At 73.6% G+C, this 21,713-nt stretch carries 22 protein-coding genes; 16 read left to right on the top strand and 6 right to left on the bottom strand.

Annotated features, from left to right (window positions below; all coding sequences use genetic code 11):
• Positions 1–11: 11 nt before the first annotated feature.
• Positions 12–359, top strand: a complete 348-nt coding sequence (locus ACN267_RS21985; protein WP_204958863.1) for an STAS domain-containing protein — start codon at positions 12–14, stop codon at positions 357–359.
• A gap of 7 nt (positions 360–366) precedes the next feature.
• Here ACN267_RS21985 and ACN267_RS21980 read toward each other — a convergent pair whose 3' ends face one another.
• The 3 genes from ACN267_RS21980 to ACN267_RS21970 form a co-directional block, all read right to left on the bottom strand.
• Complete coding sequence (locus tag ACN267_RS21980; RefSeq protein WP_421489554.1) at positions 367–1,614, bottom strand: PP2C family protein-serine/threonine phosphatase; 1,248 nt, start codon at positions 1,612–1,614, stop codon at positions 367–369.
• A 113-nt stretch (positions 1,615–1,727) separates the two neighbouring features.
• Entirely contained in the window at positions 1,728–2,279 is a 552-nt protein-coding gene (locus ACN267_RS21975; RefSeq protein ID WP_281900894.1) for a hypothetical protein, read from the bottom strand.
• A gap of 85 nt (positions 2,280–2,364) precedes the next feature.
• A complete protein-coding gene (locus ACN267_RS21970; protein ID WP_204958866.1) occupies positions 2,365–2,931 on the bottom strand; it encodes a hypothetical protein in 567 nt (188 codons plus the stop codon).
• An 89-nt stretch (positions 2,932–3,020) separates the two neighbouring features.
• Between ACN267_RS21970 and ACN267_RS21965 the strand changes: the two genes are divergently transcribed.
• From ACN267_RS21965 to ACN267_RS21915, 11 genes are all read left to right on the top strand, one after another.
• Positions 3,021–4,265 (top strand): hypothetical protein, encoded by a 1,245-nt coding sequence (locus ACN267_RS21965; protein ID WP_421489553.1) that lies wholly within the window; start codon positions 3,021–3,023, stop codon positions 4,263–4,265.
• Between the two features lie 26 nt (positions 4,266–4,291).
• Positions 4,292–4,948 carry an ABC transporter ATP-binding protein gene (locus tag ACN267_RS21960; RefSeq protein WP_088643779.1) on the top strand — a complete coding sequence of 219 codons (657 nt, stop codon included), beginning with the start codon at positions 4,292–4,294 and terminating at the stop codon, positions 4,946–4,948.
• Positions 4,945–6,204, top strand: coding sequence for an ABC transporter permease (locus tag ACN267_RS21955; protein ID WP_421489552.1), 1,260 nt, complete (start codon positions 4,945–4,947; stop codon positions 6,202–6,204). Before ACN267_RS21960 ends, ACN267_RS21955 begins: the two co-directional genes overlap by 4 nt.
• Before the next feature lie 726 nt (positions 6,205–6,930).
• Entirely contained in the window at positions 6,931–8,250 is a 1,320-nt protein-coding gene (locus ACN267_RS21950) for a cellulose binding domain-containing protein (protein ID WP_239485294.1), read from the top strand.
• A gap of 225 nt (positions 8,251–8,475) precedes the next feature.
• The gene (locus tag ACN267_RS21945) at positions 8,476–9,090 is read left to right on the top strand and encodes a superoxide dismutase (RefSeq protein WP_204958983.1); all 615 of its coding nucleotides are present in this window, start codon (positions 8,476–8,478) and stop codon (positions 9,088–9,090) included.
• A 5-nt stretch (positions 9,091–9,095) separates the two neighbouring features.
• On the top strand, positions 9,096–9,356 hold the full coding sequence (locus ACN267_RS21940; RefSeq protein WP_204958870.1) for a superoxide dismutase: 261 nt from the start codon (positions 9,096–9,098) through the stop codon (positions 9,354–9,356).
• Between the two features lie 77 nt (positions 9,357–9,433).
• Positions 9,434–11,029, top strand: a complete 1,596-nt coding sequence (locus ACN267_RS21935) for an ABC transporter substrate-binding protein (RefSeq protein WP_421489551.1) — start codon at positions 9,434–9,436, stop codon at positions 11,027–11,029.
• On the top strand, positions 11,026–12,027 hold the full coding sequence (locus tag ACN267_RS21930; RefSeq protein ID WP_421489550.1) for an ABC transporter permease: 1,002 nt from the start codon (positions 11,026–11,028) through the stop codon (positions 12,025–12,027). Before ACN267_RS21935 ends, ACN267_RS21930 begins: the two co-directional genes overlap by 4 nt.
• A complete protein-coding gene (locus ACN267_RS21925; RefSeq protein ID WP_421489549.1) occupies positions 12,020–12,919 on the top strand; it encodes an ABC transporter permease in 900 nt (299 codons plus the stop codon). The genes ACN267_RS21930 and ACN267_RS21925 overlap by 8 nt, the downstream gene beginning before the upstream one ends.
• On the top strand, positions 12,916–13,923 hold the full coding sequence (locus ACN267_RS21920; protein WP_421489548.1) for an ABC transporter ATP-binding protein: 1,008 nt from the start codon (positions 12,916–12,918) through the stop codon (positions 13,921–13,923). Before ACN267_RS21925 ends, ACN267_RS21920 begins: the two co-directional genes overlap by 4 nt.
• Positions 13,920–14,660, top strand: a complete 741-nt coding sequence (locus tag ACN267_RS21915) for an ABC transporter ATP-binding protein (protein WP_204958873.1) — start codon at positions 13,920–13,922, stop codon at positions 14,658–14,660. Before ACN267_RS21920 ends, ACN267_RS21915 begins: the two co-directional genes overlap by 4 nt.
• Here the strand turns inward: ACN267_RS21915 and ACN267_RS21910 are convergent.
• Together ACN267_RS21910 and ACN267_RS21905 are read right to left on the bottom strand one after the other, a co-directional pair.
• The gene (locus ACN267_RS21910; protein ID WP_204958874.1) at positions 14,629–15,294 is read right to left on the bottom strand and encodes a response regulator transcription factor; all 666 of its coding nucleotides are present in this window, start codon (positions 15,292–15,294) and stop codon (positions 14,629–14,631) included. The two genes, ACN267_RS21915 and ACN267_RS21910, sit on opposite strands and share 32 nt — an antisense overlap.
• Positions 15,282–16,571 carry a sensor histidine kinase gene (locus ACN267_RS21905; RefSeq protein ID WP_281900874.1) on the bottom strand — a complete coding sequence of 430 codons (1,290 nt, stop codon included), beginning with the start codon at positions 16,569–16,571 and terminating at the stop codon, positions 15,282–15,284. Before ACN267_RS21905 ends, ACN267_RS21910 begins: the two co-directional genes overlap by 13 nt.
• Positions 16,572–16,753: 182 nt before the next feature.
• Between ACN267_RS21905 and ACN267_RS21900 the strand changes: the two genes are divergently transcribed.
• The 4 genes from ACN267_RS21900 to ACN267_RS21885 all read left to right on the top strand — a co-directional run bounded on the left by ACN267_RS21900 (position 16,754) and on the right by ACN267_RS21885 (position 20,766).
• The gene (locus ACN267_RS21900; protein ID WP_204958876.1) at positions 16,754–17,287 is read left to right on the top strand and encodes a SigE family RNA polymerase sigma factor; all 534 of its coding nucleotides are present in this window, start codon (positions 16,754–16,756) and stop codon (positions 17,285–17,287) included.
• Positions 17,274–18,515 (top strand): hypothetical protein, encoded by a 1,242-nt coding sequence (locus tag ACN267_RS21895; RefSeq protein WP_421489547.1) that lies wholly within the window; start codon positions 17,274–17,276, stop codon positions 18,513–18,515. The genes ACN267_RS21900 and ACN267_RS21895 overlap by 14 nt, the downstream gene beginning before the upstream one ends.
• A 275-nt stretch (positions 18,516–18,790) precedes the next feature.
• On the top strand, positions 18,791–19,183 hold the full coding sequence (locus ACN267_RS21890; RefSeq protein ID WP_204958878.1) for a PPOX class F420-dependent oxidoreductase: 393 nt from the start codon (positions 18,791–18,793) through the stop codon (positions 19,181–19,183).
• 203 nt (positions 19,184–19,386) lie between these two features.
• On the top strand, positions 19,387–20,766 hold the full coding sequence (locus tag ACN267_RS21885; protein ID WP_281900867.1) for a glycoside hydrolase family 6 protein: 1,380 nt from the start codon (positions 19,387–19,389) through the stop codon (positions 20,764–20,766).
• A gap of 183 nt (positions 20,767–20,949) precedes the next feature.
• Here ACN267_RS21885 and ACN267_RS21880 read toward each other — a convergent pair whose 3' ends face one another.
• Positions 20,950–21,687 (bottom strand): phosphotransferase family protein, encoded by a 738-nt coding sequence (locus ACN267_RS21880; protein WP_281900865.1) that lies wholly within the window; start codon positions 21,685–21,687, stop codon positions 20,950–20,952.
• Positions 21,688–21,713 lie beyond the last annotated feature (26 nt).

Below are 21,713 nucleotides of genomic sequence, written 5' to 3'. Positions count from 1 at the left end.
AGGGGGTTCAGGTGGAATTCACGCTGTCGACCCGCCGGGAGGGGGCCGGCACGGTGGTCGAAGTCGCTGGTGACCTCGATATGAGCACCACCCCCCAGCTGCGGGAACGGTTACGCGAAGTGGTCGAGGGCGGCGCCCGGGTGGTGGTGGTCGACCTGGCCGGCGTCGGGTTCATGGACTCCAGCGGCCTCGGCGCGCTGGTTGTCGCCTATCGTGAGCTGCGGGAACGCGGCGGCTGGCTGGGGCTGGCCGGGGTACGCCGGTCGGTCCGCACGGTGTTGTCGATCACCTCGGTCGACCAGGTCATCGACATCTTCGACACGGTGCACGACGCCGAGGCGGCGGCCCGGGCGGCGTGAACGTCCTTCACCGGGACGGGGCGCTGGCCCGGTCGGTGTCCGCACCGGCGGTGCTGCGGCGCGGCCCGTGGTCGCCGTACCAGTCGATGATCATCAGCGTGGCGTCGTCGGCCAACTCGGGGCCGGCGGTGGCCAGCGCCGCGTCCGACAGCGCCCGGACCGCCTCGCGGGGGTGCAACGACGCGATGTCGTGCAGGGCGGCGGGCAGGTCGAGATCGGCGGCGTTGCGTTCGCGCATCCCGTCGGTGACCACGACCAGCCGGTCGCCGGGCCGCAGGACGACCTCCCCGCTGCGGAAGCCCGCCTCGGGGAACATGCCCAGCGGAAAGTTGCCGGGCAGCTCCAGCATCGTGGTCCGGCCGTCGCGGACCAGCATCGGCGGGACGTGCCCGGCGTTGAGCAGTTCGCAGCGCCCGGTGGCCAGCTCGATGCGCCCCAGCACCGCCGTCACGTACGCGCCGCGGACGTTGGCGTGTGTCGCGATGGCGCGGTTGGCCTCCTCGGCCTGCTCGGTGAGGGCCAACCCCCGGCGACGGGTGTTGCGCAGGCTGCCCACCCCCAGGGTGGCGGTCAACGCGCTGGCGACCCCGTGGCCCATCGCGTCGGTGACGCTGAGGTGCAGCGCGTCCCGGGCCACGCTGTAGTCGAAGGTGTCCCCGCCCACGCTGGCTGCCGGCTCCAACCAGCCGGACAGGGCGAACGCCCCGGCCTCGCAGGTGAACGAGGCGGGCAGCAGCCGACGCTGGATCTCGGCGGAGAGGGTGAACGGGGTGCTGCGCTGCCCCCACTCGAACAGGTCGGTGTGCCGCCGGTTGGCGATCACCACGAACGCCAACGCGTGCGCCGTACGGGCGACCCGCTCGATCACCTCGGCGTCCGGCTCGTCGGGCAGGTCGATCTCCAGCAGGCCGATGGCCTCACCACGCTCGGTGACCGGGGCGAGCAGCGTCCACCGCCCGTCGCCGGCCAGCATCCGGGGGACCTGGTGGCGGACCGCCTGCTCGTAGGGGCCGCCGTCGAAGGGCAGCACCTCGGCGCGTTCCTCGCCCTGCAGGCGTCCGGGGCCGACGCTGCCCGGCTGGTGGGTCAGCCGGACCAGGGCCCGGCCGCTGAGATCGGCGATCAGTAGGGAGACACCGAGCGCGTTCAACGCCGTGGCGATCGCCCCGGTGACCGCCTCGACCGCCTCGACCGGCGCGGCGTCCTCGGCCGACTGCAGCATCTCGGCCAGCACGATCTGCTCGCTGTCCTCCATCTGTGGAGCATATGCACTCCCGATGCCGGCCGCCTCACGACGAGCGGCGCGGCGGCGGCCCCGCCCAGTCGTCGTCCGGGCCGTGGCCCGACCGCCGCGGCCGGACGGTCCGGTCAGCGGCGGTTCAGCGCGGACTCCAGCCGACGGATCAGCGTCTTGCGGTCCCTGCCCCGGCGTTCGGCCCGCAGGGCGGCCCGGAGCTGTGCGGTGTCGAGATCGCGGACGTGCTTCGTCGCCTCGGCGACGGTCAGCTCGGTCAGCGAGCCGCCCGAGGTGACGTTGCGGCGGGCGCGTCTGGCCGGGCCGGTGTTGGCCACGTACTGCCGGCCGGAGGTCGACGCCCGGCGCTTGCGCGCGTCGGTGGCCCGTTGCTGCTGCGGGGAGAGCTGCTTCCACGCCCTGTCGGGCAGGTACCTGTCGGTCTCACCGTCGTGCCGGGCCCGGGTGGTGCCCTGCCTGGTCCGCCACTTCTGGTCGCCCCAGCGGCGCAGGGACTGCTGCCGCTCGTCCCTCGGCCCCTGGTAGCCGCCGCCGCGCTGCTGGTACTCGCGGGTCAGCAGTTGCGACTTGCGGGCCGACCACTGCCCCGGTCGTCCGCCCCGGTCGCCGGCCCGGATCTCCTCCTTGAGCTGCTCGCGCAGCTCGGGTTTCGTGTAGCGCGCCATGGGCGCGGATTACCCGTGGTCGCCGGCCGTACTCACCCTCGCGGCGGCCCGGTCGCGCCGCGTGGCCGGCGACCGGCCGGGCGGGTCACCTGCTGAACGCCTCCCGCCGGCAGGCCGTCATCTTGGGCGACTGGAAGTCACCGTTCGGGCCGACCTCGGTGATGCCGAACTCGCCGTCCTCGTCGGGCGCGGTCAACCGGTAACCGGCCTTCTTGGCGCACTGGTACCACTCGCGCTGGTTGTCGCGGAACGCCGCGTTGTCCGTACGCTTCTGACGCTCCTCGAAGAACTCCGGCTCCGTCGACCGGCACGCCGCCCGTACCCGCTTCGCCTTCGGGTCGTTCTGGCTCTCCTTCCAGATCACCATCCGGCCGTCCTCGTAGCCGGGGCCGCCCTCCTTCGCCACACACCGCCCCCAGGCCGCGCGCAGGGCCTCGATCTCGTCGTTGGTGGCGTCGAGGGGGATCAGCGGACGCCGGTCCTCGACGTCGGCGGGACCGGCGGCGCGGGCGGTGGGGCTCTGCACCGAGGCCACCGGTGGGCGGTCGGCCCGGTCGTCGGTCGGGGCGGCGGAACAACCGACGAGCAGGCAACCGACCACCAGCGCCGGTGCGGCGAAGCGACGGGCCGTGGTGCGGAACGTGTGCGACATGCTGCCCACGATCGGGGCGCGATGTCAGGAACCCGTGTGGATTCCCCGGACCTGACAGGTTTCTGAAAAGCCGTCGCCATGCTCGCGGTGTGTCAACAGAACAATCCCCAGCGCAGAGCCCACCGCGCCGTACCGGTCGCCGCGTCGTCGTCCCGGCGGTGCTGATCCTGGTGCTGGCGGTCGTCGTCAGCGGCGTCGTCTGGTCGGTCCACCGCGGCCCGGCCACGGCCGGCGGGGACCCGCCGGTCCCGGTGCAGACCACCACCGTCGTGCGGACCGACCTCGCCAGCACCGTGTCGCTGACCGGCACCCTCGGGTACGGGCGGGCGGAGCCGGTGAAGGGCGGCCGGAGCGGGACGGTCACCTGGCTGCCGCCGGCCGGCGCGACGGTCACCCGGGGCGGGCAGCTCTACCGGATCGACGACCAGCCGGTGCCGCTGTTCTACGGCGGCCTGCCGCTCTACCGCGACCTGGCCGAACCCGGCACGGTCGGCCGCGACGTGCGGGTCGTCGCCACCAACCTCAAGGCGCTGGGGTACGAGATCGGCTACCAGCCGGTACCGGGGGAGAAGGTCTCCCGACCGGTGAAGGCCGCCGCCGCGTCGCCTGCCGGGCAGCAGAACGCGGCAGGGGAACCGGGTAGGGGTACGTCCGGGCAGGGCGCGGCGGCACCCACGCCGACGGCTTCCGCCCCGGCCCGGGTCGTCGTCCGCAAGGGCGAGGGGGTGCTGACCGGCTCGCTGATGCGGGCCATCAAGCGCTGGCAGCAGGACGCCGAACTGCCGGTGACCGGCCGGATCGCCGTCGGCGACGTGGCCGTGCTGCCCGGTGCGGTCCGGGTCGACGCCGTCACCGCGCTGCGCGGCGACCCTGCCGAGACGCCGCTGTTGACCGTCACGCCGACCGCGAAGGTGATCACCGTGCAGGCCGAGGTGGCCGAGGCCGGCACGATCCAGCGGGGCGACCGGGTGACGGTGACGCTGCCGGGCGACAAGACCGTCGACGGAACCGTATCGGCGGTCGCCACCGCCGTCACCCAGGACGACGCCGGCCCGACCGCCACGCCGAAGCGGGCCGTCACGGTGACCGTGGACGACGACCTGACCGGGATCGACGCCGCCGACGTGCAGGTCGACCTGGCCGGCGAGACCCGGGAGGGCGTCCTCGCCGTACCGGTTGGCGCGCTGGTGGCGCTCAGCGAGGGTGGCTACGCGCTGCAACTGGCCGACGGGGGACGGTTCGTCGCCGTCACCACCGGCATGTTCGCCAAGGGCATGGTCGAGGTCTCCGGCGACGGGATCATCGAGGATCTCGCGGTGGTGACCGCCTCGTGACCGTGCTGGCCGTACGCGACGCCGCCATGCGCTACCCGGGCGGGGTCACCGCCCTCGCCGGCGTCTCGCTCGACATCACCGAGGGTGAGATGCTGGCCATCGTCGGCCCGTCCGGTTCCGGCAAGTCGACCCTGCTGCACATCATGGGCACGCTGGACCGGCCGACCTCCGGCACGGTGCACCTCGGCGGCCTCGACGTCGCCGGGCTCTCCGACCGGCAGTTGTCCGCGCTGCGCGGGCGCTGGCTGGGCTTCGTCTTCCAGCAGTTCCACCTCACCGCCGGGCTCACCGCCGCCGAGAACGTCGCCACCGGCCTGCTCTACGCCGGGGTGCCCCGCCGGGACCGCCGGCCGCTGGCCCTCGCGGCGCTGGACCGGGTCGGCCTGGCGCACCGCGTCACCCACCTGCCGCACCAGCTCTCCGGCGGGGAACGGCAGCGGGTGGCGATCGCCCGCGCCCTGGTCCACCAACCCGCGCTGCTGCTCGCCGACGAACCCACCGGCGCGCTGGACACCCGTACCGGCCAGGCCGTCCTGGAGTTGCTGTACCGACTGCACGCGGAGGGCACCACCATCGCCGTGATCACCCACGACCGGGACATCGCCGCCCGCCTGCCCCGCCGAGTGGAACTGCGCGACGGCCACCTGGTCGCCGACTCCGGCCGGGTGGTGACGCCCCGATGAACACATCCACCACCGGGGGTACGCCGCACCGGGCGCATCCGGGTACGGCCCGTGAGGCCGCCCGGCCGGTCCGGCTGGCCGTGACCGACCTGCTCGGTCTGGGGCTGCTCGGCATCCGTACCCGGCGCACCCGGGCCGCGCTGTCGGCGCTCGGCATCGCCATCGGGATCGCCACGATGATCGTGGTCACCGGCATCCCCGCCTCCAGCCAGGCCCAGCTGATGCGGGAACTCTCCGCGCTCGGCACGAACATGCTTGAGGTGCGGGCGCTGCCCGACCAGGACCCACCGGCGCTGCTGCCGACGGAGTCGACCGCCATGGTCCGGCGGGTGGGGCCGGTGACCAGTGTCAGCGCGGTCGCCAACACGCACCTGCTGGTCCGCCGCTCCGACCGTACCGATCCTGACGACGGCTCGGGTCTGACGGTGCTGGCCAGCCAACTCGACCTGCTCCCGATCATCAACGCCCGGGTACAGCACGGAAGCTGGCTCACTCCGGCGACGGCGCGTTTCCCCACCGTGGTGCTCGGCGCGGTCGCGGCGGTCCGGCTCGGCGTCCGCGACGTGCCCGCCGGGGGTGGCCCCGGCCAGCAGGTGATGATCGGCGACAGGTGGTTCACCGTGGTCGGCATCCTGGCCGCCGTACCGCTGCTGCCGGACATCGACCGGTCGGTGCTGGTCGGCTGGCCGGCCGCGCAGTCCGAGCTGGGCTTCGACGGGCATCCCACGGTGCTCTACGTCCGGTCGCTGGAGCCGGCGGTCGAGCAGGTGCGGGCGGTGCTGCCCGAGACGGTCAACCCGCAGAGCCCGGCCGACGTGCTGGTCAGCCGCCCCTCCGACGCGCTGGCCGCGAAGCGCGCCACCGAGAACGCCTTCTCGTCGCTGTTTTTGGCCCTGGCCGCGGTGGCGCTGCTGGTCGGCGGAATCGGGGTGGCCAACACGATGGTCATCTCGGTGCTGGAACGACGGGCCGAGATCGGCCTGCGGCGTGCGCTGGGCGCGCACCGGGGGCAGATCCGTGGCCAGTTCCTCACTGAGTCGGTGGCCCTGGCGTCGTTGGGCGGGATCGTCGGGACGCTGCTCGGGCTGGCCGTGACCGCCGGCTACGCCGCGTACCACCAGTGGCCGGTGGTGATCCCGTTGGCCTCGACGCTGGCCGGGCTGGGCGGTGCGGCGGTGGTGGGCGTGGTGGCCGGCGTCTACCCGTCGATGCGGGCCGCCGCCCTGCCGCCGACGGAGGCGCTGGCCAGCATCTGAGCCGGCCGCCGACCGGGCGTCCGTCCCGACCGGTAGGTGCCGCCGGCCGCGGCCGGGTCGCGGCCCGACCGCCGCAGTTAACGGTCACATACGCCGACGGGGCCGGATCCCGAAAAGTTGCGAGCCGCCCGGACCGATAGTTTCGAGAACGGCTCCCGGTCCCCGGACCGGCCGGCCCGTCCCGGTGCCGGCCGGTCCACGGTCCTCGGCGGCTCGGCCGAGGGGTGCACGGTGCTCGCGGATCCGCTTACGGTAAGGCCGCTGACCAGCAGGGACGGTGTGGTCGGGTCGGCGGTGGCCGGGTCGTCGCGGGTGGACATGCCCCGGCGTGCCGGGCCGCCCGGCCGGGGGGACACGGGTGGCGTCACGGTGCCGCGACGCACCCGCTCCGGCGGCCGGCGTCGCTCGTCCGGTTGAGTATGTTATCGATAACCTGCTATCTTTCGGCCGGGAGCGAAGGGCACGCTTCCCGTCGTCGCAGTCCGTCGGCAGCGGAACCCGAGGGCACCCCTCGCGCCGCCCTGCCGGTCGACGACCACGTCCGGGCCGCTCCACCGAGCCGTTGTGCCGTCCGCGCCGAACGGGCGCGTCCGCCCACCCGAGTCGCCCTGCCCAGGCGGGAGACGGGGTGCGGGTCGTTCACCGCATCCTGCCGTCCACCGGCCATCGCCGGGTCGACTCGCGTATCACCACCGGGACACCAGACCCATGGCAAGGAGCCAAGCAATGGTCAGACACAGACACCTACTCCCGACCATCGCCGCCGCAGCCGTCCTGCTCGCGGCGACCGTCGGCGGCGCGCTGAACGGCGGCCTCTCCGCGACGGCGGAGGCGGCGACGAACGGCACCCTCGCGGCGACGGCCGGCTGCGGCAAGGCCCCCACATTGAGCAACGGGACGCGCACGATCACCAGCAGCGGGCAGAACCGCAGCTACATCCTGCGGATTCCGGACGGCTACGACCGCAACCGCCAGTACCGGCTGGTCGTCGGCTTCCACTGGTTGAACGGCTCGGCGCAGAACGTCTCCTCGGCCGGCTACTACGGCCTGCTGCCGCTGTCCAACAACAGCACGATCTTCGTCGCCCCGCAGGGTATCGACGCCGGCTGGGCCAACACCAACGGCCGGGACCTGACCCTCTTCGACGACATCCTCCGGCAGGTCGAGAACGACCTGTGCGTGGACACCACCCAGCGTTTCGTGCTGGGCTGGAGCTACGGCGGCGCGATGAGCTACGCGGTGGCCTGCGCCCGGCCCACCGTCGTGCGCGCGGTCGCGGTGCTGTCCGGCGCCCAGCTCAGCGGCTGCAGCGGCGGAACCCAGCCGGTGCCGTACTTCGGCATCCACGGCACCCACGACAGCGTGCTCAACATCTCGATGGGCCGGTCGCTGCGTGACACGTTCGTCCGGAACAACGGGTGCACCGCGCAGAGCCCGCGTGAGCCGGGCCTGAACACCTTCACCCACATCACGACCGTCTACTCGGGCTGCCGTTCCGGCTTCCCGGTGCAGTGGGCCGCGTTCGACGGTGACCACACCCCCAGCCCGGTCGACGGGTCGGGCACCCCCAACGACTCGCGGACCTGGACTTCGGGGGAGATCTGGCGCTTCTTCAGCCAGTTCCAGTCCACCACGCCGCCGACCACGCCCCCGCCGACCACCGCTCCGCCGACGACTCCGCCGCCCACCACCGCCCCGCCGACCACGCCTCCGCCGACCACCCCGCCGCCCACCAGCGGACCGGGCGGCTGCACCGCCACCTACAAGGCGGTCAACAGTTGGCCCGGCGGTTTCCAGGGTGAGGTCACCGTGGCCAACACCAGCTCCGGCGCGATCACCGGCTGGGCCGTGGGTCTGAGCCTGGGCAGCGGCCAGGCGCTCAGCAGCGTCTGGAACGGCGTCAACACCGGCACCACCGGCAACGTCACCGTCCGCAACGCCGCCTACAACGGCGCGCTGGCCCCCAACGGCTCGACCACGTTCGGGTTCACCGCCACCGGCAACGGCACCCCGCCGCCCGGCAACATCACCTGCGCCATCTCCTGATCACGGACGCCCTCAGGGCCCGGAGCCACCCGGCTCCGGGCCCGCCGTCCGTTCCGGGCCCGGTCGGTGTCGCGGGTCTGCCGAACGGGTGGGCGCGGCGGGTCTTATTGCCAATAACTGGCAACTACGCGATAGTGGCAGCAGTGGCGGGTACCCGGGCCTGCGATGATCCGACCTGGCCCGAGTGCCCGCCCCGCTGTCGACCCACGATTCAAGGAGCTGCTGGTGGGCCTCTACTCGCTGCCCGACATGCCGTACGACTACGGTGCACTGGAGCCGGCCATGTCCGGCGAGATCCTGGAGCTGCACCACAGCAAGCACCATGCGGCGTACGTCAAGGGCAGCAACGACGCCCTGGAACAGCTCGCCGAGGCCCGGGACAAGGGCGACTTCGCGGCGCTGGTCGGGTTGGAGAAGACGTTCGCGTTCAACCTGTCCGGGCACGTGCTGCACTCGATCTTCTGGAACAACCTCTCCCCGGACGGCGGTGACCGGCCCGACGGGGAGTTGGCGGCGGCGATCGACGAGCACTTCGGCTCGTTCGACGGCTTCGCCGGGCAGCTGTCGGCGGCGACCAAGAGCGTGCAGGGCTCCGGCTGGGGCGTCCTGGCCTGGGAACCGCTGGGGCAGCGGCTGATCGTGGAACAGGTCTACGACCACCATGGCAACGTCGGGCAGGGCTCCACCCCGCTGCTGGTGTTCGACGCCTGGGAGCACGCCTACTACCTGCAGTACCGCAACGTCCGTCCGGACTACGTCGACCGGCTGTGGAACCTCGTCGACTGGGCCGACGTGACCGCCCGCTTCGACGCCGCCCGCGCGACCGCCCCGAAGCTCTGACCGGCGTGACCGGCCCCGTTCCGGTCGCCGCCGACCTCGTCCAGCGTGCCGCCGGGGTCATCGCCGCCCGCCGTCGCGGTGACCTCGCCGGGGCGGAGGCGCTGCTGGCCTCGTTCGACACCGAGCAGGCCCGCACCCTCGGCTTCTACCTGCTCGCCGACCTCGCCCTCGGGCTGGTCCGCGCGCAGACCGGAGAGTCGCTGGACGACCTGGTCCGGCAGCTCACGCTGCTGGTGGCCGACACCTCTCCGCCGCCCGCCCCCTGATCCACCGGCCTCCTGGAGCACCGCTGCGTCGAGCGTCGACGCGGCGGTGCTCCACCGCGACATCCCAGGAGTACGTCATGGTCAAGCCCCGCTCCGTACGCGTGCCGGCATTGCTCGGCATCGCCCTGGCCGTCGTCGCCGGCTGCACGTCCCCGACGCCGTCGTCCACCGGCGGAGCCGCAGGCGGTCCGGTCGTGGTGGCCACGGCGGGTGAGCCGGAGACCCTCAACCCGGTGCTCAACTACGGCCCCGACGGCGCGTCGCTCATCTTCGACGGGCTGGTCGCCCGGGACGCCCGCAACCAGCTCGTGCCGGCCCTGGCCCGGGAACTGCCGACGGTGTCGGCGGACGGCCGGACGGTGACGGCGACGCTGCGCGAGGGGGTGCTCTTCCACGACGGCAGCCCGCTCACCGCCGGAGACGTCGTCTTCACCTACCAGGCGGTGCTGGACCCGAATGTCGACTCGACGCTCCGCTCGGACCTCGACATGCTCGCCTCCGTCGCCGCCCCCGACCCGTCCACCGTGGTCTTCACCCTCAAGCACCCGTACGCGCCGTTCGTGCAGCGGCTGGCGCTGGGCATCGTGCCGGCGAAGGCGTTCGAGGGGCAGGACGTCAACAAGGCGGAGTTCAACCGCCTGCCGATCGGCACCGGGCCGTACCGGATGACGTCGTGGACGCCGGGGGACCGGCTGGTGCTGGCGGCGAACGAGCGGTACTGGGGCGGTAAGCCGGCGAACCCGGGCGTGGTGGTGGCGTTCGTCGCCGACGACAACGTCCGCGCCCAGCGGATGCGGGCCGGCGAGTTCGACGCGGCCGAGCTGCCGCCGAAGCTGGCGACCGGGTTCGACGGCCAGGCCGGCCAGCAGGTGCACAAGGTCCCCACCGCCGACTACCGGGGCGTGATGCTGCCCATGGGCAACCCCGTCCTGGGCGACCTGGCGGTCCGCCGGGCGCTGAGCACTGCGGTGGACCGGCAGGCCATGGTGACCGGGGTGCTCGGCGGGGCGGGGGAGCCGGCGTTCGGCCCGGTGCCGCCCACCTCCGAGTTCGCCGAGCCGTCGATCGCCGGCCGGGCCGCCGCCGACCGGGCCGCCGCCGCCGCGATCCTCGACGCCGCCGGCTGGACCCCCGGCCCGGACGGCATCCGCGCCAAGGGTGGACGGCAGGCCGCGTTCACGCTGATGTACCCGGCGACCGACAGCCTGCGCAAGGAACTGGCCCTGGCGGTCACCGCCGACGCCAAGAAGATCGGCATCGCGGTCACCCCGCAGGGCCTCACCTGGGACGCGATCACCCCCCGGATGAAGACCGACGCGCTGATCATGGGGTACGGCACCCCGTACGACCCGGACTTCGTGTCGTTCAAGCTGTTCGGTTCCGCCTTCGCCGGACAGGGCTTCTTCAACCCCGGCTCCTACCGGTCCGCCACCGTCGACGCCGCCCTGCAGACCGGCCGGGACAGCACCGACCCGGCCGCCCGACGGGCCGCGTACGCCACCTTCCAGAAGCAGCTCGCCGCCGACGTGCCGTGGGTGTTCCTCACCTACCTGCAACACACCTACGTGGTGCGCGACAGCGTGACCGGGGTGACCCCCCGGGTCGAGCCGCACGAGCACGACGTCGCCAACAGCCTCTGGTGGAACGTGCACACCTGGGAGAAGAAGGCGTGACGCCGCCCGGCCGACGTCGCCAGCTGGCCGGGGCCGGGGTCATGATCCGCCGCCGGCTGCTGGTCGCCGTACCGGTGCTCGCCGCGACCAGCATGGGCATGTTCGCCCTCGGCGCGGCCTCCCCGATCGACCCGGCCCAGCAGTACGCGGGCGCGGCGGCCTTCACCACCACCGAGGAGAACCTCGCGCAGCTCCGCGCGAACTGGGGCGTCGACGACCCGCTGCCGGTGCAGTACGCCCGCTGGGTGGGCAACCTGCTGCGCGGCGACCTCGGCTGGTCCACCAGCCGCCACGAACCGGTCACCTCGGTGCTCGCCGCCCGCGCCGGCTGGACCCTGCTGCTGGTCGGCCTGGCCCTCGCCCTCGTCCTGGTGGCCAGCGTGCTGCTGGGCACCCTGGCCGCGTACCGGCGCGGTGGCGTCTTCGACCGCGCCCTGCGCACCGTCGCGTACGCCGTGCAGTCGATGCCGGTGTTCTGGATCGGGCTGGCCGCGATCGCCGTGTTCGCCCTCACCCTGGGCTGGCTGCCCGCCGGTGGGCTCACCGACCTCACCGCGACCGGCACCGACCCGGCCGACGTGGCCCGGCACCTGGTGCTGCCGGTGACCGTGCTGGCGATCTCCCAGGCCCCGTGGTTCGTGCTGTTCGTCCGGGACGCGGTCGCCGAGAGCCTGCGCGACGACCACGTGCTGGCCGCCCGCGCCCGGGGGCTGCCCGGCCGTACCGTCCTGTTCGGCCACGCGCTGCGGACGGCGCTGCTGCCCTTCCTCACCCTGGTCGGCACGCACCTGCCCGAACTCGTCGGCGGCGCGGTGCTGGTGGAGACCGTCTTCTCGCTGCCCGGTCTCGGCGCGGTCACCGTGCAGGCCGCGCTGGGCGCCGACTTCCCGCTGCTGGCCGCCACCACCCTGGCCACCACCGTCGTGGTGCTGGCCGCGAACCTGGCCACCGACCTCGGCTACGCCGCCGCCGACCCCCGGGTACGCCTCGATGACTGACCTCGCCCCACCACCGGCCGCCCCGCCCGCCCGACGCCTGCCGCCGCGCCGGCCGGCCATCCTGCTGCGGGGCGGGCGGGCCGGCGCGGGGGTGGCCGCCGCCGTGCTCGTCGTCGCGGTCCTCGCCTGCCTGCTCGCACCACTATTGTGGCCGCTGGACCAGAGCGCGGTCGACCTCGCCCGGACCCGGCTCGCGCCCTCGCCCGAACACCTGGCCGGCACCGACGACCTGGGTCGGGACGTGGCCCTGCGCAGCCTCTACGGGCTGCGCGTCTCGCTGCTCGTCGGGGTGGTCGCCGCGCTCGTCGCCACCGTCATCGGTGGTCTCGTCGGCGCGGTCGCCGGCAGCGTCGGCGGGCGCGTCGACCGGGTGCTGATGCGGGTCGTCGACACCGTCGCCGCCCTGCCGCACCTGCTGCTGGGCATCTTCATCGTGGCGATGCTGCGGCCGAGCCTCGGCGCGGTCGTCGCCTCGATCGCGTTGACGCACTGGCTCTCCACCGCCCGGATCGTCCGCTCCGAACTGCTCAGCCTGCGGTCCCGCCCGTTCGTCGACGCCGCGATCGCCGGCGGGGCGAGCCGGGCCCGGGTGCTCACCCGGCACCTGCTGCCGCACGTGCTGCCCCGGCTCGCGCTGGCGACCACGCTGATGGTGCCGCACGCCGTCTGGCACGAGACCGCGCTGTCCTTCCTCGGCCTGGGCCTGCCGCCGCATCTCGCCTCGATCGGCAACATGATCAACGACGGTCAGCGGTCCCTGCTCACCGGCGCGTGGTGGGCCAGCATCGTTCCCGGCCTGGCTCTGGTCGCCGTCACCCTCGCCCTGGCCGTGCTCACCGGCCGCTGGCGGGACCGCCTCGACCCCCGCGTACGGGCGGAGTTGCAGCTGTGACCGCGAGCGCAACCGGCACCGTGCCCACCGACGCCGGCCCCCGGCCGGCGCTACTGACCGTCGACGGGCTGACCGTCCGGTTCCGGCTTCCCGACGCCGTCGTGCACGCCGTCACCGACCTGCGCCTCGACCTGCACCCCGGTGAACTGCTGGCCGTGGTCGGCGAGTCGGGCTGCGGCAAGTCCGTGCTCGCGCACGCCCTGCTCGGCCTGCTGCCCCGCAACGCCACCGTCACCGGGCACGCCCACCTGCACCCGGCGGACGGCGCCCCGGTCGACCTGGTCGCGGCGGGTGAACGGCACCTCGCCCGGCACGTCCGGGGCCGGGTCGTCGGCCTCGTCCCGCAGAGCCCGGCCACCGCCCTGACCCCGGTGCGCACCGGCCGGCGGCTGCTGGAGGAGACCCTGCGCGCCCACGGCCACCCCCGCCGGGCCGCCGCCGACGCCGCCGAACGGGCCGCCGACGACGTCGGCCTGCACCCCGCCGACCTCGACAGGTATCCGCACGAGCTGTCCGGGGGGATGGCCCAGCGGCTGGCCACCGCCCTGGCGCTGGCCCCCGACCCGCCGCTGCTGCTCGCCGACGAACCCACCAGCGGCCTCGACCGGCCGCTGGTGGAGCACACCCTGGACCTGCTGCGCCGCCGCTGCGACGCCGGGGCCGCCGTCCTGCTCATCACCCACGACCTGGCCGCCGCCCGCCGCGTCGCCGACACCGTCGCCGTCATGTACGCCAGCCGCGTCGTGGAACACCGGCCCACCCCGGACCTGTTCGACCGGCCCGCCCACCCCTACACCGCCGGGCTGCTCGACGCCCTGCCCGACCGGGCGTTCACCCCGGTGCCCGGTCACCCGCCGATGCTCACCGACCTGCCCGCCGGCTGTGCGTTCGCTCCGCGCTGCCACCGGGCCACCGACACCTGCCGTACCCCGCCCCGCCCGACGGCCGACGGCACCGGGCAGGTCGCCTGCCACCACCCGATCACCCCCGGAGCAGCGGCATGACGACCACGGCCGACCATCCGCCCGCCGGGCTCGCCGCGCACCAGGTCACCGTCCACTACGGACGGCAGCGCGTGCTCGACCGGGTCGACCTGCACGTCGCACCCGGGGAGACGGTCGGCCTGCGCGGCCCCTCCGGCAGCGGCAAGTCCACCCTCGCCCGGGTGCTGGCCTTCCTGCACGCCCCGGACGGCGGCCGGATCACCCTCGACGGCGAACCCGTCGCCGGGGTCCGGCACCGGCTGCCCGCCGCCGTCCGGACCCGGGTGGCGATCCTGTTCCAGAGCCCCCGCGCCGCCAGTGACCCCCGGTTGAGCCTGGCCGACCTGATCGCCGAACCGTTACGCGCCACCGGAACACCGGCCGGGCAGGTGAGCGCCCGCACGGCCGAGCTGGCCGACCTGGTCGGGCTCACCCCCGACCTGCTCACCCGGCGTCCGCACGCGGTCAGCGACGGGCAGTTGCAACGCGCATGCCTGGCCCGCGCCCTCGTGCACCGCCCCGACCACCTGCTCTGCGACGAGGCCACCGCCATGCTCGACGCCTCCACCCAGGCCCACGTGGCGGCAGTCGTGACCGACTACCAGCGCCGGCACCGGGCGGGCGTGCTGCTGATCACCCACGATCCGGCGCTGCTGGCCCGCTGGGCGACCCGGGTGGTGGACCTGCCGGGGCCGTCGGTGGCGGCGGTGCCCGACCCCGCGACGGCTACCGGACGGGGCCGGTCCGCAGGTAGGTGAGGACGGCGAGCACCCGGCGGTTGGTGTCGTCGCTGGGCGGCAGGTCGAGCTTGGCCAGGATGTTGCCGACGTGCTTACCGATCGCCGCCTCGGTGACGTACAGCCGGGCCGCGATCGCCGCGTTGGAGTGTCCCTCGGCCAGCAGCACCAGCACCTCCCGCTCCCGGGCGGACAGGACGGCGAGCGGGTCGCGGGGGCGGTGCAGCAGGTGCCGCACCACGTCGGGGTCGATGGCCGTGCCGCCGTCGGTGACCCGACGCAGGGTCGCGGCGAACTCGGCGACGTCGGCGACCCGGTCCTTGAGCAGGTAACCGACCCGACGGCGGTCACCGCTGTCGAGCAGCGCCGCGGCGTACCCGGCCTGCACGTGCTGGCTGAGCACCACCACCGCGAGGTGCGGGCGGGCGGCGCGGGCGGTGACGGCGGCCCGTAGCCCGTCGTCGCGGTGCTGCGGCGGCATCCGGATGTCGGTCACCACCAGGTCCGGTTCGTGCGCGTCGACCGCGTCCAGCAGCTCCGGGGCGGAGCCGACGGCGGCGACCACCGCGAAGTCGAACCGGGTCAGCAGGCCGACCATGCCCTCCCGCAGGAGCACCTCGTCCTCGGCGAGCACGACCCGGGTCACCGGGGGCACGGCAGCTCCACCCGCACCAGGGTAGGCCCGCCGGGCGGGCTGGACAGCAGCAGCCGGCCGTCGACGGCGGCGACCCGGTCGGCGAGCCCGGTCAGTCCGCTGCCCCGGGCCGGGTCGGCGTCGCCGCACCCGTCGTCCTCGATCTCGACGACGAGACGGCCGGCGGACCTGGTCAGGCGTACCTCGGCCCGGCCCGCGCGGGCGTGCCGGGCCACGTTGCCCAGGGACTCGGACACCACGAAGTAGGCGGTGGTCTCGACCACCTCCGGCAGCGGCTGCCCGAGGTCGGCCCGGACGCCGACCGGGATGGTGGCCGCCCCGGCCAGTTCCCGGACAGCGCCGGCCAGGCCGAGCTCGGTGAGGTTCTGCGGGCGGATGCCCTGCACGATCTGCCGGAGCGTGACCATCAGCCCCTTCGCCTGCTCGTGCGCGACGGCCAGCGGCCGGGCGGCGGGGGAGTCGTCGGGCACGTCCAGCCGGGCCAGGCCGAGCTGGAGGGTGAGACTGGTCAGCCGGGGCTGCGCGCCGTCGTGCACGTCCCGCTCGATGCGGCGACGTTCAGCCTCGTACGCGTCGACCAGTCGGGCCCGGGAGCGGGTGACCTCCCGCAGCGCCGTGGTGTCGACGGACCCGTCGAGTAGCCAACGGGCCGCCGTCGCCTGGCCGGCGGCGAGCAGGACCGCCAGGTACAGCAGCGCCGGGACACAGAGGACGCCCACGGCCGCGTACGGGATCGCCTGGCGGGGGGTGTCGATCGTGGTCCAGACCACGATGACCGGGTCGTTGCCGCTGGCCAGCCAGGGGCTGGCGATCAGCGTCGCGTCGAGCAGCACGAGCATGAACAGCAGCCAGTACGCCAGCGGCACGAGCCCGCCCAGCAGGAAGGTGTGACCGACCTCCCGCCAGGCCGCGGCGCTGGTGTAGCGGGCCACCAGACCCGTATACCGGGGGCGGTGCAGCGGTCGCGGGTCGACCAGGCGCAGCCGCCACCGCTCGACCACGGCCACCGCGAGGCTGACGACCGGAGCCGACGCGAGCACCAGCAGGGCGACGACGGTGAGGAACACGACGATGGGCAGCTCGACCGGGCGGTCCTGCCGCACCGTGTTGAGCACGGCCATCAGGGGCGCGCCGACGACGAGCAGCCCGATCGACAGGGGTGCGGCGACCGGCAGGGTGGTGGCGAGGTAGGCCAGCGCCCGCCACGGCCACGGGGAGAGCAGGTGGTCGCGTCGGCGCAGCGCCGCCGCCAGGTGCAGGGGTACGTCCGGGGTCATGGTCGAACCCTGTCAGGGCGACGCCGCCCGACCCAGCCCACTGGTCGTAGCGTTGCGGGTATGCCTGGCCCTACCCGGCTGGGAGGTCGTCGCGCACAGTGATCCGGCAACTACTTGACAGGGCCGTGCAACTCCCCGGGCCGGTGCCTCCGTTCTACCTCCGGCACAAGGAGGCAGCCGACGTGAGAGCCGAAGACGAACAGGCGTTCCGCGAGTTCGTGACGTCCCAGATGGCGTCGCTGCGCAAGCTGGCGTACATGACCTGCGGTGACTGGCACGCGGCCGAGGACGCCGTGGCCAACGCCCTGGTCAAGCTCTATCCCCGCTGGCGGAAGCTGGAACGGCCCGATCTCTACGTCAAGACCATGGTCTACCGGGCGGCGGTCGACGAGACCCGGCGGCCGTGGCGGCGGGAGCGGTCGTCCGGTGACGCCATGCCGGACGTCGCGCTGCGCGACCCGGCCGACGCGACCGACGAGCGGATGCGGCTGCGGGCCGCGCTCGACGCCGTACCGGCCCGGCAGCGGGCCGCCGTCGTGCTCCGGCACTACCTGGGCCTGAGCCTGGAGGACACGGCAGGCGTCCTCGACTGCACGGTGGGCACCGCCAAGAGTCAGGTATCCCGCGGTCTGGCCAAGCTGCGCGAGTCGCTCGCTGCCGAACGCATCAATCTCACCGGGAATTCGATCGAGGAGTTGACCAGTGCAGTTGCATGAATTGGTGGACGCGGTGACCGGTCAGGAGCCACCGATGACCCGTACCGCCGACGACATCGTCGCGGCGGGACGCCGGGCGCAGCGGCGACGCCGGGCCGGGTTCGCCTCGGCCGGTGCGGCCGGCCTGGTCGTGGTCGCGGTCGCCGGCGCGTTCGCGCTGCCGACCCTGGGCGCCGGGCGGGACACCACCGCCGCGCCGCCCCCGGTGGGTGCGGCGGCCGCCGCACCCACCGAGGCCCGCTGGGCCGACGCCCCGCCGTTCACCTTCACCTTCCAGGGGTACGACGCGGGCCCGCTGCACGTGCAGGACCCGATCGTCGCGTCGGTCGGTTACCAGATCGCCTCGGTCTACTCCGACGGCCACATCTCGAACGACAAGCCGGTCACCGCCGACGAGATCGAGGCGGGCGGCGACCCCATCGAGCAGAAGAAGCGGGCGGCCGGGGGCAAGCCCAGCCTGTGGGCGTACCTGACCGTCTACCGGCCGGGCGTCTTCGACCCGGCCGGGATCAAGAACGGCAGGAAGGTCACCGTGGCCGGGCACCGGGCCGTGCAGGCGACCCTGCCGGTCGGCCTCGACCCGAGCAAGCCGGTCGACGAGGGCAACAAGCTGCTCGCCTGGGAGTACGCGCCCAACGCGTGGGCGGCGGTGACGTCGATCTCCAGCTCCGTGGCCTCGCCCAGCTTCCAGGACCTCGGCGGCCTGGTCGGCGGTCTGAAGCCCAGCCGGCCGAAGCCGGCCACGGTGCCGTTCACCGTGGGCTACGTGCCGGCCGGCTACCGGCCGTTGCAGTCCGGCACGCACGCCATGCCCGGCCTCAGCGGCATCGCCGCGGCCCGCGCCGGTGACTTCGGCGGCGCGACGTACACCCGGCCGGCCGCGCCCACCTCGGGCCTGACCGCGCCCTACGACCAGGCCGAGAACGGCATCAAGGACGGCTTCCACATCTTCGTCACGCCGGCCGGCAGCTCGAACCAGTCCCCGGAGCCGGGTGTGACGAAGTGCTACCCCGGTTCGGACCGGCGGGCCCCGGGTGACGGTGCCGGAGGCGGCGGCTTCTGCAACATCTGGAACGCCGACGGCACGGTCGTCCTCCAGGTCAGCGGGATGGGCCTGGGCAACAAGCTGTCGCTGGCCGAGCTGGAGAAGGTCGCCAAGGGCATCAGGGTCGCCGACGTCAGGGACGAGTCGACCTGGACCCCGGCCGCGCAGGCCCTCCGGCCGTAACGGAACCTTCCCCTCCGGCGGGTCGGCCGGCGGCAGGGATCGGGACCGGCCGCCCCCTCCGGCGACCGATCGGGACCGGCCGCCACCGGCGACAGCGGCACCGCGCACGACGGCGGTGCCGCTGTCGCCGTGTGTGGGCGACGTCGCCCCGATCCCGCGCCGGAAGGTGGACACGGCACCGCCCAGGAAGTGGAATAGCCCTTCCATTTGGAATTTCCATTCCACTTGGCTGTCGGCCGGCTCCACCACCACACCCCGAGATGAAGGCGCAGCCCATGACGGCTCTCCCCGACGACCTGGTCGCGGTCCTGCACGGTACGGCGATCTGCTTCGTGACCACGCTCATGCCCGACGGGTCACCGCAGATCTCCCAGACCTGGGTGGGCACCGACGGCGAGCACGTGCTGGTCAACACCGTGGACACCCACCAGAAGACCCGCAACGTACGACGCGACCCGCGGGTCGCCATCGGCGTCGCCGACCCCGCCGCCCCGGCCCGGTACTGGGCGCTGCGCGGCAGCGTGGTGGACATCTCCACCGCCGGTGCCCGCGAGCACATCGACGAGTTGTCCCGCAAGTACCTCGGTCGCCCCTATCCCGGTTTCGGCGGTGGTGGGCAGCAGCGGGTCCTGCTCACCGTGAAGGTCGACCGGGTGCACACGCCGTGACCCGGTGAGCGGGGTCGCCGCCTCCCTGCTCCGGTCGCCGCACCCCGCATCGGCGTTACGCTGCCGTCCGGTCCGCACAGCCCGTGAAGTTGGTCGATGTCTCAATGGGCGGGCCGTACGTCTTGGCAGCGGCGCACGCCTCGGCTACCGTCGTGGGAACGCTCCCATGTAGAAACATCTATGTGATCAGGAGGCAACACGTCGTGGCTACCCTCTCCTCGCTCCGCCGCAGATCGGTGGCGGCCTTCAGCGTGGCGGCCGTCGCGGGCGTCACCGCCGCCGGCGTAGTCCTCGCCGGTGGCACCGCCTCCGCCGGGACGATATCCGGACCGCTCTACCGCGACCCGACGACGGCCGTCGTCCGCTGGGTCGCCGCCAACCCCGGCGACTCGCGGGTCGGCGTCATCCGTGACAAGATCGCCAGCCAGCCGCAGGCCAGGTGGTTCGCCAACTTCAACCCGTCAACCGCGCAGTCCGAGGCCGCGTCGTTCGTCGGCGCCGCCAACTCCGCGGGGCAGATCCCGGTGCTCTCGATCTACGAGATCACCAACCGGGACTGCGGCGGGGCCAGCGCCGGTGGCGCGCCCGACCTCAACCAGTACCAGACCTGGGTGTCGAACTTCGCCCGGGGGCTGGGCAACCAGACGGTCATCATCATCCTGGAGACCGACTCGCTCGCCCTGCTGACCTGCCTGAACAGCAACGAGATCAACGCCCGCAACCAGGCGATCTCGACGGCCACCCGGACCCTCAAGGCGGCCAACCCCAACGCCAAGGTCTACCTCGACGGCGGCCACTCCACCTGGAACAGCGCCAACGAGACGGCCAACCGCCTGCGGGCGGCCGGCGTGCAGTACGCCGACGGCTTCTTCACCAACGTGTCGAACTTCAACCCCACCTCCAGTGAGGCGAACTTCGGCCGGAACGTCATCAACGCCCTCAACGGCATGGGCATCTCGGGCAAGCGCCAGGTCATCGACACCAGCCGTAACGGCGGAGCCAGCGGTGACTGGTGCGGCGACGACAACACCGACCGGCGTATCGGGCAGTACCCGACGACCAACACCGGCGACAACAACATCGACGCGTACCTCTGGGTGAAGCCGCCGGGTGAGGCCGACGGCTGCCGCTACACCGCCGGTTCCTTCCAGCCGGACCTGGCCTTCAGTCTGGCCAACGGCGCACCCAACCCGCCGGTGACGACCCCGCCGACCACCGCGCCGCCCACCACGGCCCCGCCGACGACCCCGCCCCCCACCACGGCGCCCCCCACCACGCCGCCGCCGGCCGGCAACGGCTGCACCGCGTCGGTGGTGGTCAACCAGTGGAACGGCGGCTTCACGGCGAGCGTGACGGTCACCGCCGGCGCCACCGCCCTCAACGGCTGGAACGTCAGCATCAGCCTGCCCGGCGGTGCCAGCGTCACCAGCACCTGGAGCGCACAGTCCAGCGGCACCAGCGGGACCGTCCGGTTCACCAACGTGAGCTACAACGGGCAGGTCGGTGCCGGGCAGTCGACCAACTTCGGCTTCCAGGGCAACGGCACCGGCCCCGGTGCCACGGCCACCTGCGCGGCCAACTGACCGGTCCGACGGCGACGGCCCGGCGCGGAGCACCCTTCCGCGCCGGGCCGTCCGCCGTCCGCTCGCTGCGGCCCGGCCGCAGGCTAGACAGGAGAGGGGATTTCACACACCAGGAGATCTTCCAACGGTACGTCTACGCCGGCGCGGGTCACCCGCAGCGGAGGGAACACCGGCCCGGTGGCCTCACCTCCGGGCGGTGAGCACGTCGATCTCGCAGCCCGGAGCGGCCGGGTCGAAGCCGTGTTCCGTCAGCCAGCGGATCGTCAGCAGGCTCCGCGCCGACCACCACGCCCGGATGACGTCGACGTCGACCTCGGTGCCGTAACCGGCGACGACGTCACCCAGGTGCTCCTCGTGACCGAGCGTCAGGATGGCGAGGTCGTACAGGGCGTCGCCGGGGCCCGCCTCGGACCAGTCGAGCACGCCGGTGACCTCGTCGTGCTCGACGAACACGTGCGCGGTCTGCAGGTCGCCGTGCATGAACACCGGGGTCCACGGCCGCAGCGCGGCCTCGGCGACCCGACGGTTACGGGCGACCAGATCGGCGGGGAGGACGCCGTTCGTGACGAGCCACCGGCACTCCCCGTCGAGGCGTGCCGCCAGGTCGTCGAGGTGACGACCGGGCCAGGGCGGCAGCGGGGCGTCGTGCAGCCTGCGTACGGCGGCACCGGCCGCGGCCCACGCGGCGGGCGACGCGGTCGACGGTTCGCCGAGCTGGCCCAGTGGCCGCCCGGGAAGGGCGGCGAGCGCGAGCACGGGCGGCCTGTGCCATCGGATCTCCGGCGTGGGAACCGGTGCCAACGCCATCGCCTCGACCTCGACGGCGGTGCGCGTCGGATCGGAGTCGATCTTGAGGAACAGGTCGTCGACGCGCAGGGTCGCGCGCTCCTGATGGGCGACGACCACCTCGACCCCTGCCACGCCGGTCAGTCTCGCGTAGACATCCG

This window comes from Micromonospora sp. WMMD734, assembly GCF_049178975.1.
Classification (GTDB): domain Bacteria; phylum Actinomycetota; class Actinomycetes; order Mycobacteriales; family Micromonosporaceae; genus Micromonospora; species Micromonospora wenchangensis.
The sequence above is the reverse complement of the archived record's forward strand: the minus strand, read 5'-3'. Positions and strand labels throughout refer to the sequence as shown.

Bases quoted from the DNA above. Each gene is read 5' to 3' on its own strand.
- ACN267_RS21980 (WP_421489554.1), bottom strand. From the start codon at position 1,614: ATGGAGGACAGCGAGCAGATCGTGCTGGCCGAGATGCTGCAGTCGGCC.
- ACN267_RS21975 (WP_281900894.1), bottom strand. From the start codon at position 2,279: ATGGCGCGCTACACGAAACCCGAGCTGCGCGAGCAGCTCAAGGAGGAG.
- ACN267_RS21970 (WP_204958866.1), bottom strand. From the start codon at position 2,931: ATGTCGCACACGTTCCGCACCACGGCCCGTCGCTTCGCCGCACCGGCG.
- ACN267_RS21960 (WP_088643779.1), top strand. From the start codon at position 4,292: ATGCGCTACCCGGGCGGGGTCACCGCCCTCGCCGGCGTCTCGCTCGAC.
- ACN267_RS21955 (WP_421489552.1), top strand. From the start codon at position 4,945: ATGAACACATCCACCACCGGGGGTACGCCGCACCGGGCGCATCCGGGT.
- ACN267_RS21950 (WP_239485294.1), top strand. From the start codon at position 6,931: ATGGTCAGACACAGACACCTACTCCCGACCATCGCCGCCGCAGCCGTC.
- ACN267_RS21935 (WP_421489551.1), top strand. From the start codon at position 9,434: ATGGTCAAGCCCCGCTCCGTACGCGTGCCGGCATTGCTCGGCATCGCC.
- ACN267_RS21925 (WP_421489549.1), top strand. From the start codon at position 12,020: ATGACTGACCTCGCCCCACCACCGGCCGCCCCGCCCGCCCGACGCCTG.
- ACN267_RS21915 (WP_204958873.1), top strand. From the start codon at position 13,920: ATGACGACCACGGCCGACCATCCGCCCGCCGGGCTCGCCGCGCACCAG.
- ACN267_RS21905 (WP_281900874.1), bottom strand. From the start codon at position 16,571: ATGACCCCGGACGTACCCCTGCACCTGGCGGCGGCGCTGCGCCGACGC.
- ACN267_RS21890 (WP_204958878.1), top strand. From the start codon at position 18,791: ATGACGGCTCTCCCCGACGACCTGGTCGCGGTCCTGCACGGTACGGCG.